The organism is Corallococcus terminator (genome assembly GCF_049194865.1).
Taxonomy (GTDB): Bacteria; Myxococcota; Myxococcia; order Myxococcales; family Myxococcaceae; genus Myxococcus; species Myxococcus terminator_A.
Map to the genome: position 1 here is coordinate 57,622 of NZ_JBLZWL010000063.1, position 18,844 is coordinate 76,465.

Here is an 18,844-nt window from a genome sequence, read left to right on the forward strand (position 1 = left end):
GATTGCGCTTCGCACTTCGGGGTCCTTCACATGGCCGATTCCCGGACCTCCAGTCCGGTGAGTCGACACCTCGATCGAAACCCCATGACCCCATTCCGAAGTCTGTGGCTCGCGGCCGCCCTACTGATGGCCGCCTGTGGAACGACTGAGCTCGCGCCGCCCGACGACGTACAGGATGCGACGACGGCCCAGGACCTCTCCACGCTCTCCGTGCGAGGAACCACCAGCGCGAGCGGCCTGGCCACCACCACCCTCTCTATCCCCACCCCCGTCGGTACCGCCGCCGGAGATGTGCTGGTGGTGCAGCTGAGCAATCGCGAGGCCGTCACCGCCGTCGCCACCCCACCCGCTGGCTGGACGCTGCTGCGCTCCGAGCAGAGCGCCTCGGCCATCAAGTCCTGGCTCTTCCTGCGCGTAGCCAGCGCGGCCGAGCCGAGCAGTCACACCTTCACCCTCGACCTCGCCAGCTCCATGGCGGCCACCCTGGTCGCGGTGTCGGGCGCGGATCCGCTCCAGCCGATCGACGTGCACGTGGGCCAGAAGAATGGCAACAGCGCGAGCCTCGCGCTGCCCGTCGCCACCACGTCGTCCGCGAACGGCCTCGCGGTGTGGTTCTCGGCCCAGGTCTGGGGAGGCGCCGCGTGCCCCGCGGTCCACACCCCTCCGACGGGCTTCACCGAGCAGCTCGACACCTGCCTCGTCTCGTCGTCGCGCGGCGTGCTGCACAGCGCCGCCACCTCGGAGCTCGGGGCCGCAGGTCCCCAGCCCGCCTTCACCGGCAGCTCCACGCTCCCCAACACCAACATCACGTACGCGGTGGTGCTGCGTCCCCTCCAGCCGCCGTCCACCGGGGAGATCACCCTCGTCGGCACCACGCACGCGAGCGGCAAGACGGTCACCAGCCTGACCCTCTCGACCCCTCCGGGCGTCGCCGCCGGTAACGTGCTGCTGGCGCACCTTGCGAACCGGAACCAGATCGGCGCCGAGCTCACCCCGCCCGCGGGTTGGACGCTGGTGCGCACCGACATGAGCACCTGGAGCATCCGCGGCTGGGTCTTCGTCCGCGTCGCCACCGCCAGCGAGCCCGCGAGCCACACGTTCCAGAGCTCCATCGCGAGCTACCTCGTCGGCAACCTCGTGGCGTATGCCGGCGTCAATCCGGCCAACCCGATCGACACGCACGCCGGCAAGAGCAACAGCGGTTCGACGGCCTTCACGACGCCGCAGCTGAGCACCTCGACCGCGGGCGGGGCCGCCGTCTGGTTCGGCGCGCAGACGTGGACCGGCGCCGCGTGTCCGACCCCGGCGATCGAGCCCCCCCTGGGCTTCGCCGAGACCTACGACACCTGCCTGGTGTCCTCGTCCCAGGGCCTCGTCTTCAACGCCGCCTTCATGCCCCTCGCCGGCGCCGGCCTCCAGGGACCGTTCAACGGGAGCTCGACGTTCGCCGAGACCAACGTCGCGCAGGTCGTCGCCCTTCGCCGCGCCGAGGTCGCGCCGTCCTCGGGGATCGCGTTGCGTGGGAGCTCGCGTCACAGCGGCCTGTCGCTCGCCTCGCTGTCGATCCCCAAGCCGTCGGGGACCGCGGCCAACGACGCGCTCATCGCGCGGGTGACCGTGCGCAACAACATCTCCGCGACCGTCACGCCGCCCGCCGGCTGGACGTTCCTGCGCTCGGAGCAGAGCGCCTTTGCCATCCGCACCTGGATCTTCTACCGCGTCGCGGGCGCCTCCGAGCCTGCCAGCTACACGTTCGGACTGGACGCGACCACCCACATGGCGGGGAGCGTGGAGGCCTTCAGCGGCGTCGATCCGATCCAGCCAATCGACGTGCACGCAGGCCAGAAGAACGGCGACTCCGCGTCGTTCACCGTGCCCGACGTGGTGACCGGCAGCGCGGGTGGACTCGCCGTCTGGTACGGCTCACAGGTCTGGCCGGACGCCACCTGCCCTGCCACCGGCATCGAGCCGCCGCTCGGCTTCACCGAGGCCTTCGACGCGTGCCTGGGTCACACCAATGGACTGCTCTTCAATGCGGCCTACCGGTCGCTCACCGCGCCGGGCCTCCAGACGGGCCTCTCCGGCAGCTCCGCGTTCGTGCAGACCAACACCGCGCACGTGATCGTCCTGCGCGCCGCCAACGCCCCCAGCTGCATGGTCGGCGACACGTACGCGAGCACCTTCACGCTCCAGGGCACCGTGACCGCGACGGAAATCGTGGAGCCCTCGGGCTTGGCCGCGAGCCGCGTGGTCGGCAACGCGCTCTACGTGCACAACGAAGACACCACCGCGATCGTCGCGATCAACACGCTCAACGCGAGCACGATCGGCACGTTCAACGTGACCAACGTGACGCCGGCCGACTGGGAGGACCTCGCGACCGGGCCCTGCCCGAGCGGCTCGTGCATCTTCATTGGTGACATCGGGAAGTGGAGCGCCAACTTCCCTCCGGGTGGCAGCCCCACGTCGTTCACGATCTACCGCGTGCCCGAGCCGGATCTCGCCAACGGCCAGACCTCGGGGGGGCTCGTCGCCGAGGCCTTCCCGTTCGTCTATCCGGACGGCTCGAAGGACGCGGAGTCGCTGATGGTGCACCCCACCACCGGGGACATCTACGTCGTCACCAAGGACGGGGGCACGGGGAAGAGCGGCGTGTACAAGTTCCCCCAGCCGCTGACGCCGGGCGTGCAGGCCACGCTGATCCACGTCCACACGATCCAGCTGCCGCTGAACGGAGACGCCAACTTCTCGTCCGCGACCGCGGCGGCGATCCACCCATGCGCGGATCGCTTCCTCCTTCGCACCTACCGCACTGTCTACGAGTTCCGTGCGACGCCGGGACTTGGCTTCGAGTCGGCCGTCTTCGCGACGCCCGTCACGCTGACCGACACCACCGAGGGCCAGGGTGAGGCGATCGAGTACGAGGCCAACGGCGCGAGCTACTTCACGATGAGCGAGAGCCCCTCGCCCTTCAGGCTCAAGCGCGTGCCCCTGCGGTAGGACCGCGTCGACACGCCGAGGAGCAAGGCCGGTCGTGGGGCACGTCCCCATGGCCGGCCTTGCTGTTCCGAGCTGGGAGCTCGCGCTCGGCGCCGCCGTTCACACGGCGTCCCGCCTGAAGCCCAGGCACACCCGCGGACCGGAGCATGAGCACCGGTCCCCGCGCGCATCGCCGGGCCTGATGCCTCTCCTCGGAAGCGACGTGCGGCACGGAGGTCTCCGCGTCAGACGTAAGCGACCGACGGCCGACGTCCTGAACGTGGGTGGACCTGCCGCGATGACCCAATCCGGATGAGTGGAAGCAGTTTGTGGAAGAGTTCAAGGCGAGCGGGCTGACGCAGCAGCAGTTCGCGGACAGGCAAGAGGTCTCGCTCAGCGCCTTCCAGTACAGGCTGTGGAGGTGTCCGTCCTGCGGTGGCACGGCGTTGAAGCCGCTGGGCCCTGGCAAGCGAACAGACCTCATCGAGTATGTGCCCGCGCACGTGGAGCGGCAGGTCCATCTTCAGGAGACGCTCGTCTGCCCCTGCGGCGCGGGCATCGTCACCGCCCCCGCGCCAAAGGCCATTGAGCAAGGCCAGTACGGCCCGGGCTTCCTGGCGCACGTGGTGACGGCGAAGTGCTGCGACTCGATTCCGCTGTATCGCCAGGCCAAGACCCTGGCCCGCGCGGGCATGCCCGTGGCGCGCACCACGCTCTGCGATGTCTTCCACGAGGTGGGCCGGGCCACCTCGCCGCTCTCCGAGCGCCTCTTGGCCCTGGTGAGAGAGGCCCGCCTGGTGCACGCCGACGAGACACCCCAACGCGTACTGGATGAAGGCAAGACGCGCCGGGCCTACGTCTGGACATTCCGCACCGATGAGCTCGTCGCCTACGTCCACAGCGCCAGTCGCTCCGGCGTGACGCCTCTGGAAGTGCTCGGGGGCACCCAGGGCTTCCTGCTGGTGGATGGCTACACCGGCTACAACCGAGTGACTTTGCCAGAGGGGCGCGTGCGCGTGGGGTGCTGGGCCCACGTGCGCCGCAAATTCTTCGACGCGCTCACCACCGCGCCCGAGTCCAAGACGGCGCTCGACTTCATCCTCGCGTTGTACCGCGTCGAGCATGCCGCCCAAGACTCCAGGACGCGAAGATGTCGCGGCGTCATGCCCAGGTCCGCTTCGATGGGCGGAGCTTCTGGGTCACCGACCTGGGCAGTCAGAATGGCACGTTCGTGGACGGTGAGGCTTCTCCCAAGGGGACGGTCCATGAGGCGAGGCGTGTGGTGCGCATGGGGGACTCGCTCTTCGTTCCCTGCCAGGACCTACGGCCGTTCCAAGCCGAGGGGGTCCAACTCGTGGAGGGGTTCGTGCGGGGGCCGGCGATGCAAGGTCTGCTCGCGCGTGGCGCGCACCTTCCACTTCCACTCTCACCGGCGAAGTGGCCCTTTCATCGCCGTCAACTGCGCGGCCATTCCCCTGAGCATCGCGGAGCGACTGCTGTTCGGCGCTCGGCGGGGAGCGTACCCAGGGGCCGACGTGGACGCCCCCGGTTACCTCCAGTCCGCGGATGGAGGCACCTTGTTCCTCGACGAGGTCGTGGAACTGGACCTGTCGGTCCAGGCCAAGCTCCTGCGGGTACTCGAGAGCAGGGAGGTGCTCCCGTTGGGGCTTGGAAGGCACAGCCGATAGACTTGCGAGTCTGCTGCTCCAGCAACAAGGACCTGCGCGCCCTGGTGGCCAACGGGCAGTTGCGCGAGGACCTGTACTTCCGCATCGGCCGACCGGAGGTCACGCTGCCGCCGTTGCGCCAGCGCCCCGAGGAGATTCCCCTGCTGCTCGAGCAGGAACTCCAGCGGATCTCGCCCGGGATGGGCCTGCACGTCTCGCTGGTCGAGGAGTGTCTGCGGAGGCCCTGGCCCGGCAACGTCCGCGAGTTGCTGGACGAGCTGCGCAGCGCGGTACAAGCCGCGCTCATGCAAGGCGCGTCTCGTGTCGAGGCACGTCATCTCGGTCCTGGCGCCGGAGCGAGCTTCGGGCCGGCCTTGTCACGGGCTCCCGAAGCGCAGCGAGAACCTCCTCGGCAGCGGGCGCCATCGAAGGCGATGCCCCTGCCTCCCGACGAGCGTGTCCGCATCGAGCAGGCCCTGCTCCAGAACGGAGGTAACGTGACCGCCACGGCGCGAGCGCTCGGCATCCATCGCACGCAGCTCCGGAGGCTGCTCGAGCGCCACGCACTCACCCCTCCCGATGCGGACGAACAGGAGTGAGTCAGGGAGACGGCCGCCCACCTCGAAGGCTCTATCAACGGAGGGGCGCTGGGGCCGGATGCGTCCTCCTCTGCTCATGAAGAGGCTTCGGCTGAAGCCGAAGCGGCAGGACGCTGGGAGCGCTCCTCTTCGCAGCATGAGGGAGGCTGCTCTTCCGTAGGGCTGCTGGGGGGCCAGGGAAGATGTCGCCTCGGCTGACGTGCCGAGCTGACCACCCGATGGGGGCGATGCAGAGATGAAGCGCGGCCCCGCGTCCCACTCCGGGCTCCGGCGCTCGCGGCGGGCTTTCGTCCAGGGTGCTTGGGGTTCTCGTCCTTCATTCGAGTGGGAGCATCGATGAACATGTCCACGGACATGTCCGGACATGTCCACGGGACCGCCCGGAGGCCCCCTGGAAATACGAATGCCCGGCCCGCCCCCTTGAGCGGGAGCGGAGCCGGGCATGACCAGGACAGCCCATCCTGCGCCCTGGGTGTTACGGGCTGATGTAGGACGCGATGCCCTGGAACTGATCGACGACACCGCCAGCACGCACGTTGAGCGACGTCACCACGTAGGCTTGCGGCGCGATCTCGCTGTAGGAGTAACCACCGCTGCCGCCCACCTCCGGAGAGAAATACTGCACCGCCGTCGAGGCCCGCCAACTGGCGATGGTGGAGCAGTAGAGACCCACACGATCCACGTACCTGTCGGCTCTGCCGCGGAAGCCCACCACGGCCTGGTTGGCGAGGCACATCAATGAGAACGCCTCGCCGCCGCCGCCGCCCACGGCGCCCGTGGTCACGTACTGGGCGCCCAGGTTTCCATCCGAGCCCATGTACGCACAGACGAGCGCCAACTGGTCGAGGGTCCCCCCTGCGCGGCCGGAGAGCCCGACGGCGACGTAGCTCGGAGGGCAGCGCAGGACATGCGGGTTGCCACCGTCTTTACCGTGAGTGGCGAGCGCGAACGTATCCCCCGACACATGGAGTTCGGATTGCGAGGCGCCAATCGAGTCACCCTCCGGCTCCACCGGAGTGCTGGAGGTCTCATTGGCCATCCCCTGGGACAACTCATCCTCGGGGCCGCAGGCGGACAGCAAGGCGAGGCTGGTGACACACATGGCCAACAGAAACGGGGACTTCTTCATGGTGCTTTCCTCTAGCGAGACTGCGGTGGGTGTCTGCGTCCCGGATGAGACGCTGCGCGGTCCTTGAGCACGTGCCGTGCCAGCGTGACCAAAACCCCACGTGTGCCTACCCAAAACTCGGTCGCTGCGTCATGAGTGCGTCAAAGCTGCGTCAAAACGCGCGTCATGACGTGAGCGCTGCGCATGACGAGCCGCTCGGGGGCGGGCCATGTCTCCCAGGCCAGTCGTACGGAGGGCGCTCACCGGGCCTGGATACGCATCTCCTTGACTGGAATCCGGCGACCCCTTCACGCGCATGGCGTTCCTCCACGTCTGGATTCAAGCGCAGGCTCGACAGTCAAGGCATCTTCCCAGGTCCGCAAGGCCTGTAAAAATACGGCAAACCCAGCTCTTTCCGGAAGACCATCACTTGACATATGACAGGCATCGGCCCCGATGACCGACGACACCCTCAGCGCCGAACACGCCCCTTCGTTTGAAAGTGGAACCGGTGCGGCGACGCTCTTCCTTGCCTATACGCGCAACGCGTTCATCGAGGATGAGCGTCATGGACTTGGCAGCGGCGCGACGCTCCTGGGGCGTGGCGCCCCCCTCTTCCCCCGGGTCGCCCTGGACGACGCCCGGCTCTCCCGGGGCCATGCGCGCATCGAACACGCCGGGGGGACCTGGTTCGTGGAGGATTTGGGAAGCCACAATGGCACCCATCTCAATGGACGACCGCTCACGGGACGCGCTCCCCTCGCGTGGGGGGATGTCCTGCGAATGGGGGACACGTTGTTTGTCTTCGCCGAGGCCTCGGAGGCCCCCCATGACGAACACCCGGTTGACGGACTGGTGGGCAGGAGCGCCGCGCTGACGCGGCTCCACCGCGACCTCGAGCGGGCGGCGCGGCAGGTGCAATCCGTGCTCATCCTGGGGGAGACCGGGACGGGCAAGGAAGTCGCCGCGCGCGCTCTCCATGAACGAAGCGGCCGACAGGGGCCCTTCATCGCGCTCAACTGCGGAGGGGTCGCGGAGAGCGTGCTGGACAGCGAGCTGTTCGGGCATGTGCGCGGCGCGTTCACGGGCGCGGCATCCGCCCGGGACGGTCTTCTGCGCGAAGCCCATGGGGGCACGCTGTTCCTGGACGAGCTGGGTGAGATGCCGCCCATGCTCCAGGTCAAACTGCTCCGCGTGCTGGAGACGCGGCGGGTCCGCGCCCTGGGAGGAACGCAGGAGGTCCCCATCGACGTGCGGGTGCTCGCGGCCACGCACCGGGACCTCGTCTCCCAGGTGAATGAGGCCGCCTTCCGCGCGGACCTCTACGCGAGGCTCGTGCAATGGCGCCTCCTGATGCCCCCCTTGCGCGAGCGCCGCGAGGACATCGCGCCCATCGCGCGCCACCTGCTCGGACGCATGAAGGCCGAATCCCGGCCCATCGACGTGAGCCTCGCCGAGCCGCTGCTCCTGCACGACTGGCCGCTCAACGTGCGAGGCCTGCTCAACGTGCTCTCCATCGCGGTCATCGCTTCAGATGGCGGGCCGTTGAAGTGGGGAGTGCAGGTGGAGCATGAGCTGGAGGCGGAGCGGCGGATGCGGACAGCCCGGCCCTCCACGCAGCCGTCAGTGGCGGAGGTCTCCTCCCAGCCTCCTGCTCCGCGTTCGGCGCGCGCCTTCGATTCCACCCCCCAGGAGTTGGAGACCCACCTGCGCGCGCACCAGGGGAAGGTCGCCGAAGTGGCCCGGCACCTCGGGTGCTCGCGGCAGCAGGTGTATCGGTGGATCGAGGACTTCGGACTCGAACTGGACCATTACCGCGCGCCCCCGCCGCGCCTCAGCTGAGACGTCCCAGAGGGTCCCATGCGTTCTCTCCTCCCCCTGACGCTGATGGCCTGGATGGCGACGCTGAGCGCCAGGGACTGCGTTGCGCCCATGGCCTTCGAGCCGCGGGCCCAGGAGTCCCGCGAGGCTCCGCTCCCCCAGCCCGAGCACGTCAATCCTCAGGCACCCAGCCTGACCGGATGGACCAGCGTCAATGGCGGCAGTGTCTTCTTCGAGAGACAGTTCGACGGAGGCGCCGGCCCCTGGGTGGGAAGCGATGGCAGGGCCTATCAAATCCGCGAGAGCCCTCCCTCGGACCCGTGCCTGCCCGCCCTCCTGAAAGACGCGGGCGCCCAACTCAAGCTCTATACCGTCACCGATGTCGACCTGAACCACAACGTCTGCGCGGACCAGGGCTACGTCACGCGGAACCCCCAGGAATGCTCAACCCCCACGAGCCACTTCTATGAAGGGAAGGCGGTCGTCATTCCCGGCTGCTGGATGCCGGATGGAAGCTTCAACGACGGAAGGGGCGACACGCCCTGCTTCACGGTGAGCTGCACGACGGGCGCGGTCGGCGTCTGCGCGCACTGGGGCTACCTCCCCCACCAGGAGTGGGCTGGCGGGCCCCCGTTCACGCGGCTGTTCCAGGCGTGTGTGCGGGCCGCGCGCGCCGACTACAACGGCGACGGAGAGCCCTTCACGTGCCAGGGCACCTACGTCGACTTCGTCGATGGGTATGGCATCCAGACCCAGGACACCTTCTCCGGAGGGCTTCCGCCGTTGCTCTTCGAGGCCGCCTGGAATGAGCACGGCGCCCTGCCCTTCGGCGTGACGCCGCACGGGGAGAGCTGCGTGCGGCCGCGTTACTTCCCCACCCCCCGCTGGAAAATCCGAGGGGAGCCAGGAGCCCCGGTGAGGGCCAGCTACGACTGCCGCCAACCCGGTGACCCGGAGACCCCCTTGAAGGATTACTTCGACGGGGGCGTGCCCTTCCTGCTGCTGACCCAGACCTGGCAGAACGAGTACTGCCCCTCTGACGATGGACCGGGTGGCGAGCTCTGCACCCAGTGCCCAGTGGGCACGGGGGAGCCCCTGGGGCCAAGGACCTGTCCTGGGGGGCGCTGCGTGTGCCCTCCGTTGCCTTGAGCGCCCCCACGCCAGAGGGTTGGGAGCCGCCCCCGGCCTTCGACGAGTACCGCCTCATCCGCCTGCTGGGCCAGGGGGGGATGGGCCGCGTCTACCTGGCCGAGGACACGGCGCTCCAGCGGCGAGTCGCCATCAAGTTCATCGGCGCGGAGCGGTCCGGCCCGGGACAGCGGGACCGGCTCTTCGCCGAGGCCCGGGCGCTCGCCCGCCTCCGCCACCCGAACGTGGTGACGGTGTACCGGGTCTCGGAGGTGGGCGCCCAGCCCTATCTGGTGCAGGAGTTCCTCCCCGGCGTCTCCCTGCGGGACCTGGACACGCCGCTCCCACCGGACCGGGTCCTGGCCATCGCGCTGGGACTGGGACGGGGACTGGCCGCCGCGCACCGCGCACATGTGCTCCACCGCGACATCAAACCGGACAACGTCATGGTGCTCCCGGAGGGCGAGGTGAAGCTCGTCGACTTCGGGCTCGCGCTCTCCTGGGCGGCGGAGCAGGCAGACGCCGCGGCCAGGGCCACGGGCCCCATCGCCGGCACCCGTGGGTACATGGCGCCGGAGGCGCTGCGTGGCGAACCGCCCGGCCCCCGGGGAGATGTCTATGGGTTGGGAATGGTGCTTCACGAGTTGCTGGAGGGCCATCGCCCCGTCGACACACCCACCGCGAGCGGCGCGGTGGACGAACCGAGGACGCCAGAAGCGCGTCCTCCCCGTCTGGAACCCTCCGGAAGCGGGCTCGGCGTCCGCCTGCGCGCCGTCATCCTCCGGTGTCTCGAATACGATCCGGCGCGGCGCTTCGCCTCCGCCGACGCGCTGTGCGCGGAGCTCGAGCGCCTGAACGAGGACAGCGATGCGGCGCCGGTTCCTCCCGGCAATCCCTATCGCGGGCTGCAGTCCTTCGACGCGGAGCACCGGGCCGTCTTCTTCGGACGTGGCGCGGAGGTCCGCGCCATCCATGAGCGGCTTCGCGCCCAGGCGCTGGTGCTCGTCGCGGGGGACTCGGGCGTGGGCAAGTCCTCGTTGTGCCGGGCGGGCGTGTCGCCGCTCGTCATGCTCGCGGGGCTCGACGACGGCTGTGCGTACACCGTGCTGTCGCTCATGCCCGGGCGCCGGCCCTTCACGGCGTTGGTCGCCGCGGTGGCGGGACGGCTCGGGCTGTCCGAGCAGACACTGGCGGCCCAGGTGCGGCAAGAGCCCGCGGCGATGGCCCGGACGCTGCGCGCCGCCGGGCCCACGCGAGGCACCCTGCTGTTCATCGATCAGCTCGAGGAGCTGTTCACCCAGAGCGAGTCGGACGAAGCCGCCGCCTTCACGCAGGTGCTCGGGCACCTGGCCATCCTGGCCCCAGGTGTGCGCACGCTGGCCACGGTGCGAGGCGACTTTTTCACCCGGCTGGCGGCGCTGCCAGGGCTGGAGGATGAAGTGGCGCGCGCCCTCTTCCTCATCAAGCCGCTGGGCCCGGAAGGGACGCGCGAGGCCGTGGTCGGTCCGGCGCGCGTGACAGGCGTCGCGTTCGAGACAGAGGCCCTGGTGGACACGCTCGTGGCGTCCTCCGCCCACGCTCCGGGAGGACTGCCGCTCCTCCAGTTCACGCTCGCCGAGCTGTGGGATGCCCGCGACCGGGCGAACCAGCGCATCCGAGAGGCGTCGCTGGAGGCGCTCGGGGGCGTGGCCGGGGCCCTGGGTCGTCACGCCGACGGAGCGCTGGCGGCGCTGGCACCCGAGGCGCGCCGGGCGGCTCGCGACCTGCTTTCGCGCCTCATCAGCCCGGAAGGCGCCCGGGTCCGACGGACCACCGGGGAGCTGGGTGCCGAGACCTCCGCGAATCGCATCGCGCTGGAGGCCCTGGTCCGGGCGCGGCTCGTCGTGGTGAGGCAGGACGGTGAGGCGCACGTCCACGAGGTGGCGCACGAGGCGCTGCTCGAGGGGTGGTCCACCCTGCGCGGATGGCTCGAAGCGGCCCGGCAGGAGCGGCAGGTGCTCGAACGGGTGAGGCTCGCCTCGGCAGGATGGGAGCGCGCGGACCGCGCCACCTCGGCGCTGTGGAGCCGGCGTGAGCTCGACGCGGTGACCGCGGCGGGCGAGCTCGCGCTGACGCGGCAAGAAGTGGCTTTCCTCAAGGCCTCGCGGAGGGCGCTCCGGCGCACCTTCGCGCGGCGCCTGGGGCTGGTGCTGGCCCTGCCCCTCACCGCGCTGGTGGCGGGGGGCGCGGCTTGGATGAAGGGCCGCCACGCGCTGGAGCGCACCGTGCAGGAGCACCTGGATGAAGCCCGGGTGTCTCTCACCGAAGCCCGCGTCCACCATGCCGAAGCGAAGGCAGCGCGCGCGGACACCTTCCAACGCCTGGACGCGCGCGGGGAGCGCGTCCTCACCGGCGCGCTGGCCAAGGCAGACGCAGGGGAACCCGAGCAGGCCTGGACCCAGGCACGAACGAGCGATGGCCACGCGGACGAGGCCTACCAGCGCGCCACGCAGGCACTCGACACCGCCCTGCTGCTGGACGGCTCGCGGAGGGAGGCCCGCGGACTCCTCGCGGAGGTCCTGACCGGGCGCATGGAGTTGGCGGAGTGGTTCTTCCGTCCCGGACAGCGACGCGAAGCCCTGCGCAGGCTGGCGAGCCTCGATGACGACGGTGACGGGCGACGCAGGCTCCTCGCTCCGCCGGTCCTGGAGCTCGCCACGGAGCCCCCGGGAGTGGAGGTGCTGCTTCAGCGTGACACAGGCCTGCCCGGAGCACCCCGACTGTCCGCAGGCATCTCCCTGGGCCCGACGCCCATCGCGTCGCATGCACTCGATACGGGCCCGGGGTCCTATGTCCTCACCTTCCAGGCACCGGGCCTGACGCGCGCCGTCCTGCCGGTGGTGTTGTCATCGGGAGAGCGCCTCCAGGCGCGCATCCCCCTGCCGCGGTCGGCCGACATCCCGGAGGGCTTCGTCTACATCCCGCCGGGCCGTTTCCTCTTTGGCAGCAGCGACGACGAAGCCCTGCGACGCGAATTCCTCCAGGCTCCCCCGCTCCGGCCGGTGATGACGGAGGGTTACCTCATCGCCCGCCATGAGGTGACGTTCGCCGAGTGGCTCGCGTTCCTCGATGCATTGCCACCGGACGAGCAGCGGCGACGGACGCCCGGCGTGAGGTCCACGGCCGGCGCGCTGGCGCTCACGCGGGAGAAGACGGGCTGGCGGCTCATGCTCCAGCCCACGCAGCATCCCCTCTCCGCGCGCGGCGGCGAGCCCATCCACTACCCAGGCCGCACGCACAGGGCCGTGCAGGACTGGTTGCGGTTTCCCGTCTCGGCCATCTCGCTGGAGGACGCGCGGGCGTACCTCGCGTGGCTGGACCGCTCCGGGCGCGTTCCGGGAGCCCGGCTGTGTTCCGAATACGAATGGGAGCGCGCGGCACGTGGCGCGGACGCCCGCCTGTTTCCCATGGGCGACCTGCTCGCGCCGGACGACGCGAACTTCGATGAGACCTATGGTCGCCAACCGCTGGGCTTCGGTCCCGACGAGGTGGGTGCCCACCCTGCTTCCGCCAGCCCCTTCGGGGTGATGGACCTGGCCGGCAACGCCATCGAATGGGTGCAATCGGTCCGCGCGCCCGGAGAGGCAGTGGCCCGCGGAGGGTCCTGGTACTACGACCGCATCTCCAACCGCTCCAACACGCGAATGCCCAACGAGCCCTGGCTGAGGGACATCCGCGTGGGCCTCCGCGTCTGCGCGCCCGACACGGGTTCGCGTCACGCCCCGTGATGTGGAGTGACACCCATCTCGTGGCTCCCCCGCACATCGTGTGGAGCCAGTCGGGCGGGCCACGAACCCGACGCCACTCCAAATGAGGCGTGAGCCAGCGATTCACAGCCTCGCTGGCTCCAGGGGTGACACGACTTCTAGGGGCTGTAGACCAGCAGCAGGTGGCCGCCTCGCTGGTTGTAGGGGTCGTCGCTGTCGACGAGCGAGTTCCAGCCGCAGTAACCGCCACCCAGAAGATCGACCCATTGCCCGTCAGGGCTGTCGTACGTCTCTCCGACCGGGTAATAGCCCATCACACGGAACTGGTCAGGCGCTACAGCGAAGGGGGTGCCGCTCAGGTCGATATTGGCCTTTCCATCGGGGTTCCAGTCGCAGGACATGGCCGAAGCGTATGGCATTGAGGTGACCGTGGTGGGGCCGTGGATGAGCTGTCCCGAGGACGTGGAGAAGGTCTGGTCGGCCGTATCCACCCGCAGGGTGACCGGGTCGAAGCGCAGCCTGGCGTAGTAGGTGATCACGTCGGTGCCAGGCGAGGCACCGCCCGCGGTGTACTGAGAGAAGTTGATGGAGTCCGCCTGCCTCAGCGTCAGGTACTCGGTGGGGATGCGGGCCATACCGTGGCACCAGGCACTCCAAGGCAAGCTTTCCTTGTTGTCGAGGTAAAGGGTGTACTCGCCATCCTTCAGCCCAGGGTAGAGTTTCTTGAGTTCCTCGCAGGTGGCCGGGGCGAGTTGCTGGAACGCCTGCTGCTGGTTGGGCAGGGGACCGATGTGACGGGGGTCCACCAGCGCCTTCACCTGCTCGGCGCGCGTGCCCTGGCGCTGAGGCACGTCGTGGTTGACGCTTTCTGCTTCGCCGCAACTGGTGCTCAGCGCGACGAGGCCCATGAAGAGGGCGCCCATTCCGGCGCTGCGGACAGGGCGAGGGGAGACGACGGGAGACGCGAGCGGGTTTCTTCTTGGGCTCATTCGGGGGGCTCCTCGGCGAGACATCCGACCGCGGAACGCGGTCGGGCGTCCCTTGAGCAAGGCAAATGCCAGAGGCGGGCCCCGGTATCTCAGACGCATGGGCTCACGTGCGCTGCGCTGTCTCCGAGCGTGTCACGGCGCCATCCTCACCACGGCCCACGCAGTGTCCTGAACGCCGTCCGGACATGTCCGGACATGTCCGAAGTGGGCGTGGTCCGCTTCAGTACACCAACGAAGAGGCAGGTACGGTGTCCGACATGAAGGAAGTGAAGAAGCCACGACGCCCCCGGCGTAGCGACCCGGAGGAGTTCAAGACCGGGGCAGGGAGGCTGGTGCTGGAGGAGGGAAAGACGACGTCCCAGGTGGCGAGGGACTTGGACTTGACGCTGTCGGCGTTGAGGACGTGGGTGGACCTCTCCCGGGCCAGCCCGGAGGGGTTCGGGGGAGGAAGGCTCCTTGGCGGCATCAGGCAGCGGCGGTGTCTGGGGTTGATTTCAGCGGAGACATGTCGAGGTAGCGGCGGTCGTCCCAGACGCCGGTGGTTTCGAGAGCGACGGCGGTGATGAGGCGCAGGGCGCTGGCGCGGTCCGGGAAGGCGCCCACTGAGCGGATGCGGCGCTTCACCTCGCCGTGGAGACGCTCCAGGCCGTTGGTGCTGCGCAGGCGCTTCCAGTGGGCCTTGGGGAAGACGAAGAAGCAGGGGGCGGCGGCGAAGCCCTGACGCAGGCACTCCATGGCCTCGGGCACCTGGCGTCCCAGTCCCTCCTGAGGGCCTCCATTCGCTTCCTGGCACCCTGGAGATTGGGGGCTTCGAAGGTGGCCGACGTCTGCTTGCCCAGCCGTCCTCGCAGCCGCCAGGGGGCCTTGGCGAGGACATTCCGGGTGAGGTGCACCGTGCAGCGCTGCAACCCGGCAGGCGGCCGACCTTCTTCCCTACCGAAATAGGTGCCAAGATCGCGCCTGGCAACCAACCAACACCAAGAGTCAAATGAGTTCCACCGACCAAGAGATGTATCGACAGGAAGGATTGCACAACACCGCGACGACAATTGCCATTGAGATGGAGGCACTGGAGCGATGTGAGAATTGCGATGAAGTGAGAAACAATCACTCAGGAATGAAGGACATGGTGCGCGACGAGGCACTCAAGCGTTTCCGCGCCAAGAATCCCAGAATGGAGGACTTCCGCGACGAGCAGGAAGTTGAAGACGCCGTCAAGGGCGCATTCAAAAACGCGGGAGAGGAGTGTAGTTGCGCCAATCAGGGAGATGACTAACGCTGTGACGGATCGGGGTAATGGATCGCAGGCGGGTCACCCAAGCTGCTCGTAGCGGGGGGCTCTCACTCTGCCCGCGTGTGGACTGTGCCTACCCCAGATTCGGTCGCTGCGTCATGGACGCGTCAAGGCCGCCTTCGGCAGTGCGTCAATGCGAACGAGCGAGGCGCGCACGGTCATCGCTCTTCCTGGGTCGGCAATGCGCGAGGCGGGCTCGTGGCACTCGACTGCGGCTCAGTGAACCAGACGCTGGCCGGTTCCCGAGTGGAGCAGGACCCGCGCCATTGCCGCGGCGACCAGGTTTCCCCCAGGCTCCATGGCCTCGTGGAGCATCCTGTCCCGGTCCGCCGAAGGCGCGGCATCGGCCGCGGACTCGATCAGCAGACGTGAGCGGATGTCTGGCTCCTCCGCCTGTGCCAACCCCACCTCGAGCGCCGCCCGTGCCTCGTCGTTCCGGTCGAGCGCCGTGAGCTGCCGGCCCAGGTGCAGTTGAAGCTCGGGCACTCCCGGTGCCTCTCCGATAGCCTGGCGCGTGAGTCGCAACCGGTCCTCCGCGCCCAGGTTCGGAAGCTCGAGCGTACGCATCACGGTGAAGGCCAGGTACGGAATCCTTCCGGCGGCGATTCCAGCGGCCAGCCAGCGCTCGGCGCGACACCGGTACCAGCCCGGCGCAAGCGCCTCCACCTCGTCGTACCAGGACACGGCCTCGCTCGCGCGCTGGAGGTGGAGGAGCGTGACGGCCCCTTCATAGCGGGGCTCGGGCGAGTAGGAGTCGATACGCCGTGCCTCCTGGAAGAGCGCGAGCGCCTCCCCGTAGCGGCCCTCCCCGCCCAGCTCACGGCCTCGCTCGACCAGGGCAGTGGTGCGCGCGAGGTCGAGTCGATTGCGGCGGAAGATGAATTGCAGCCTCCCCTCAATGAGCGCGGGCAGTTCGTCCAGTTCGAGGGTGACGCTGTCGAGTTGCGCCACCACCCGATTGAGCGGCTCACCGGCCCGGACGATTCCGGCGACCTTCCGGATGCGGCGGGCCCGCGAATCCTGGCCCACCTGCTCCAGCGCCACCGCGAGCTCCATGGCCACGCCTGCGGCATCCACTCCCTGTCCCAGGTAGCGGTGCGCCTCGAAGCTGTTTTCCAGGTAGACGACGACGCCCTCGTCGTCACGGGCCCTCCGGCACAGGTCAATCGCCTGCCGGAAGAGCGGAAGCGCGGTCTCCGCCCGGCCCTCCTGGAAATGACACGCAGCCATCTGCCCGAGGGTCATGGCCTTCATGGACTCGGCATTTCCTCCCGACAGGCCCTGGATTCGCTCCGCCTCGGGAGTGAGCAGCGATAGAGCACCTTCGAAGTCCAGCTCGCGCATGAGCGTGTTGGCGCGCTCCCGTGCCTCCTGCCAGCGCACGATGGGGTTGTCGGCGGGAGTCCCCATCATCCGTTGGAGCATTTCGGGCCGGTTCCGAGTCTGCGCGAGGCACTGAGCGATGCCGATGAGCCCCTGGCCATAGCGCTGGAGGTGTGTCGGCTCCTTGCGGACGCTCTCGGGAACCGTCAACCAGGCAGGGTAGTGCTCGAGGAGCAGGGCTTCGTGCTCGGCACACAACCGGATGAGCGCGGCGTCATCCTGTGATTGCACAGCATCGAAGAGGAGCTCGCGCACAGCCTCGGGCGAGGTGGGTGCCGGCCTGCCCGCGCGACCGAAGAGACGATTGAAGAGGCCCATGAAGCAAGGATACGCGAGCGAGACCGTCTCACGACACTCCGATGCACTTCTTTCCGACCCGTGCCGACCCAACCTCGGCCGCTGCGTCCTGAGCGCGTCACGGCCTTGTCGAACCGTGCGTCAATGCGAGCGAGGCGCGCACGGCAGAGGCGACAAACTCCCTGCCACAGGAGGTCTTCCGCCGCCCTGCTCCGCCGACGTCCGGGCCCAAGAAGTAGCGCGGCCTCCCCGGTCTATTTCCTCTCATTACGAGGTTCCGCGTATTGAGTCGCTCCCCTGCCAACCATGACAATGGCGGTCCTCACCCGCAGTCGTCATTGGAAAGGCTGGCCGATGCCCTTCGTGTCGCGGAGTCGAGTCGCTCTTGCCGTAGCGGTGTTTGGATTCCTGGGCGCGGTCCCCTCCACGCGAGCAGCGCCCACCGCCGACCCGGCGGACAACATGAGTTCCTCCACGCTCGCGTCAGCGCTGGATGAGGCTCGCATCCTCGCCTACTGGACTCCGGAACGGATGGCCTCGGCAATTCCCGCGGAGCCCCCCACGACGTCCGGCAAGGCGCCCATCAGCCTCAAGCCCATCGCGCCGGAGAACGTGAGCCGCACCGTGGACGGCGCCGAGCCGCGAGGCGGCCTCGCGCCGCTGGCCGACATCCATACGATGAGCGGGAAAGTCTTCTATACGGACGGCGGGCAGAACTACGTGTGTTCGGGCAGCACGGTGTACAGCAATGGCAGACGGGTCGTCTTCACCGCGGGACACTGCGTGCATGGTGGCGGCTCCGGTCGCAACTGGTTCAGCAACTGGGCCTTCGTCCCCAACTACCACTCGGGCTCCCCCCACGGCACCTGGACGTCCACCAGCCTTTGGTCGAAGCACGGGTGGACCAACAACGGGGACCGGGCCTACGACGTGGGGGCCGCTGTGATGAACGACCGTAATGGCACGCGCATCATCGATGCCGTGGGGGGACAAGGCATCAAGTGGGGCGCTCCCTACGGCGCGTACATCTACCAGTTCGGCTACCCCGCGGCCCCGCCCTTCAACGGCTCCCAACTGCTCTTCTGCCAGGGCGGCACGTGGAACGAGGACGGCTTTCCCTCCATCTCCTGCAACATGACCGGCGGCGCCAGCGGCGGGCCCTGGTTGGAGAGCTATGGTCAGAACTACTGGGCCTATCTGTACTCGGTGAACAGCTGGATGTTCTGGGACTCGGACCCCACCAAGGTCCACAAGTGGCAGGGCCCGTACTTCAGCTACGACACGGCGGGCAGCCTGTATGACGCCGTGAAGGACCTGTAACGAGCCCCCGGCGGGCGTCAAGGCAGTTGTCGCGTGAGAGGGTTCAGCCGATGCGCTTCAGCTCCTGCACCGCTGGGGTGAGGTTCGGAGCGCAAGCCGGTCTTCACCTTCGAGGTGGACGACGCTCACACGTATTTCGTGGGCGAGTCCACCGCGCGGGTTCACAACATCTCGTCGATTGCGAGACGACTGTTCATCATGGAGGCGAGCGCTCGTGGTTTCCGAGCGCTTGTCGACAGTGGTGAGCAGATAAAGTTCGGAGTGACGGGGTCTGGTCAGCGCCTCGTCGCCCCTCACACCTACCTGGGAGCGGAGATCAAGCACGCAGTGCTCTCCGGTGGGCGCGCGGTTCCAACCGCGGGCGAGGCTCAAATTGCCCGTGCCGGCCGCACGTACTTTGGCCTCAGAATCAACGGCCGAAGCGGCCATTTCATGCCGACTGAGGAGAGCGTGGCGTATGCTCGGGCTGCGTTCGCCAGGATTGGCATCACCTTCCCGCAACCGAAATGAGGT

At 68.6% G+C, this 18,844-nt stretch carries 10 protein-coding genes and 5 pseudogenes; 11 read left to right on the forward strand and 4 right to left on the reverse strand.

Features of this window, described 5'->3' with window-relative positions; genetic code table 11:
* Positions 1 to 84: 84 nt before the first annotated feature.
* The 4 genes and pseudogenes from ACN469_RS20160 to ACN469_RS20175 form a co-directional block, all read left to right on the forward strand.
* Positions 85 to 3,000: a cell wall anchor protein gene (locus tag ACN469_RS20160; RefSeq protein WP_498770286.1), complete on the forward strand. Its 2,916-nt coding sequence runs from the start codon at positions 85 to 87 to the stop codon at positions 2,998 to 3,000.
* 302 nt (positions 3,001 to 3,302) lie between these two features.
* Positions 3,303 to 4,064, forward strand: a pseudogene (tnpC, locus tag ACN469_RS20165) (IS66 family transposase); the annotation flags it as partial.
* 65 nt (positions 4,065 to 4,129) lie between these two features.
* Positions 4,130 to 4,174: pseudogene (locus tag ACN469_RS20170) on the forward strand (hypothetical protein); the annotation flags it as partial.
* 262 nt (positions 4,175 to 4,436) lie between these two features.
* Positions 4,437 to 5,245, forward strand: a pseudogene (locus ACN469_RS20175) (sigma 54-interacting transcriptional regulator); the annotation flags it as partial.
* Positions 5,246 to 5,720: 475 nt separating this feature from the next.
* On the opposite strand, the gene ACN469_RS20180 reads toward ACN469_RS20175, so the two are convergent.
* Positions 5,721 to 6,374, reverse strand: coding sequence for a jacalin family lectin (locus tag ACN469_RS20180; RefSeq protein WP_498770288.1), 654 nt, complete (start codon positions 6,372 to 6,374; stop codon positions 5,721 to 5,723).
* A 435-nt stretch (positions 6,375 to 6,809) separates the two neighbouring features.
* On the opposite strand from ACN469_RS20180, the gene ACN469_RS20185 reads away from it, so the two are divergent.
* From ACN469_RS20185 to ACN469_RS20195, 3 genes are read left to right on the forward strand one after another with little or no spacing between them, the layout of a single operon-like run.
* Positions 6,810 to 8,195, forward strand: coding sequence for an FHA and sigma-54 interaction domain-containing protein (locus tag ACN469_RS20185; RefSeq protein WP_498770290.1), 1,386 nt, complete (start codon positions 6,810 to 6,812; stop codon positions 8,193 to 8,195).
* Between the two features lie 18 nt (positions 8,196 to 8,213).
* Positions 8,214 to 9,323, forward strand: a complete 1,110-nt coding sequence (locus tag ACN469_RS20190; protein WP_498770292.1) for an ADYC domain-containing protein — start codon at positions 8,214 to 8,216, stop codon at positions 9,321 to 9,323.
* A complete protein-coding gene (locus ACN469_RS20195) occupies positions 9,305 to 13,069 on the forward strand; it encodes an nSTAND1 domain-containing NTPase (RefSeq protein WP_498770294.1) in 3,765 nt (1,254 codons plus the stop codon). The genes ACN469_RS20190 and ACN469_RS20195 overlap by 19 nt, the downstream gene beginning before the upstream one ends.
* 137 nt (positions 13,070 to 13,206) lie before the next feature.
* Here ACN469_RS20195 and ACN469_RS20200 read toward each other — a convergent pair whose 3' ends face one another.
* The gene (locus ACN469_RS20200) at positions 13,207 to 13,971 is read right to left on the reverse strand and encodes a GON domain-containing protein (protein WP_498770296.1); all 765 of its coding nucleotides are present in this window, start codon (positions 13,969 to 13,971) and stop codon (positions 13,207 to 13,209) included.
* Positions 13,972 to 14,294: 323 nt separating this feature from the next.
* On the opposite strand from ACN469_RS20200, the pseudogene ACN469_RS20205 reads away from it, so the two are divergent.
* A pseudogene (locus tag ACN469_RS20205) lies at positions 14,295 to 14,447 on the forward strand (transposase); the annotation flags it as partial.
* A 55-nt stretch (positions 14,448 to 14,502) separates the two neighbouring features.
* On the opposite strand, the pseudogene ACN469_RS20210 reads toward ACN469_RS20205, so the two are convergent.
* Positions 14,503 to 15,107 (reverse strand): annotated as a pseudogene (locus ACN469_RS20210) (transposase).
* Here ACN469_RS20210 and ACN469_RS20215 point away from each other — a divergent pair.
* Complete coding sequence (locus ACN469_RS20215; protein WP_498770389.1) at positions 15,026 to 15,313, forward strand: hypothetical protein; 288 nt, start codon at positions 15,026 to 15,028, stop codon at positions 15,311 to 15,313. The pseudogene ACN469_RS20210 and the gene ACN469_RS20215 overlap by 82 nt on opposite strands.
* Positions 15,314 to 15,547: 234 nt before the next feature.
* Here ACN469_RS20215 and ACN469_RS20220 read toward each other — a convergent pair whose 3' ends face one another.
* Positions 15,548 to 17,032: a tetratricopeptide repeat protein gene (locus ACN469_RS20220; protein ID WP_498770298.1), complete on the reverse strand. Its 1,485-nt coding sequence runs from the start codon at positions 17,030 to 17,032 to the stop codon at positions 15,548 to 15,550.
* Between the two features lie 441 nt (positions 17,033 to 17,473).
* On the opposite strand from ACN469_RS20220, the gene ACN469_RS20225 reads away from it, so the two are divergent.
* Positions 17,474 to 18,331 carry a trypsin-like serine peptidase gene (locus tag ACN469_RS20225; protein ID WP_498770300.1) on the forward strand — a complete coding sequence of 286 codons (858 nt, stop codon included), beginning with the start codon at positions 17,474 to 17,476 and terminating at the stop codon, positions 18,329 to 18,331.
* A gap of 138 nt (positions 18,332 to 18,469) precedes the next feature.
* Positions 18,470 to 18,841 carry a hypothetical protein gene (locus ACN469_RS20230; protein WP_498770302.1) on the forward strand — a complete coding sequence of 124 codons (372 nt, stop codon included), beginning with the start codon at positions 18,470 to 18,472 and terminating at the stop codon, positions 18,839 to 18,841.
* Positions 18,842 to 18,844: the final 3 nt, after the last annotated feature.

Coding starts and splice junctions, on each gene's coding strand:
- ACN469_RS20220 (WP_498770298.1), bottom strand. CDS start 17,032: ATGGGCCTCTTCAATCGTCTCTTCGGTCGCGCGGGCAGGCCGGCACCC.
- ACN469_RS20225 (WP_498770300.1), top strand. CDS start 17,474: ATGAGTTCCTCCACGCTCGCGTCAGCGCTGGATGAGGCTCGCATCCTC.
- ACN469_RS20180 (WP_498770288.1), bottom strand. CDS start 6,374: ATGAAGAAGTCCCCGTTTCTGTTGGCCATGTGTGTCACCAGCCTCGCC.
- ACN469_RS20200 (WP_498770296.1), bottom strand. CDS start 13,971: ATGGGCGCCCTCTTCATGGGCCTCGTCGCGCTGAGCACCAGTTGCGGC.
- ACN469_RS20185 (WP_498770290.1), top strand. CDS start 6,810: ATGACCGACGACACCCTCAGCGCCGAACACGCCCCTTCGTTTGAAAGT.
- ACN469_RS20190 (WP_498770292.1), top strand. CDS start 8,214: ATGCGTTCTCTCCTCCCCCTGACGCTGATGGCCTGGATGGCGACGCTG.
- ACN469_RS20215 (WP_498770389.1), top strand. CDS start 15,026: ATGAGTTCCACCGACCAAGAGATGTATCGACAGGAAGGATTGCACAAC.
- ACN469_RS20160 (WP_498770286.1), top strand. CDS start 85: ATGACCCCATTCCGAAGTCTGTGGCTCGCGGCCGCCCTACTGATGGCC.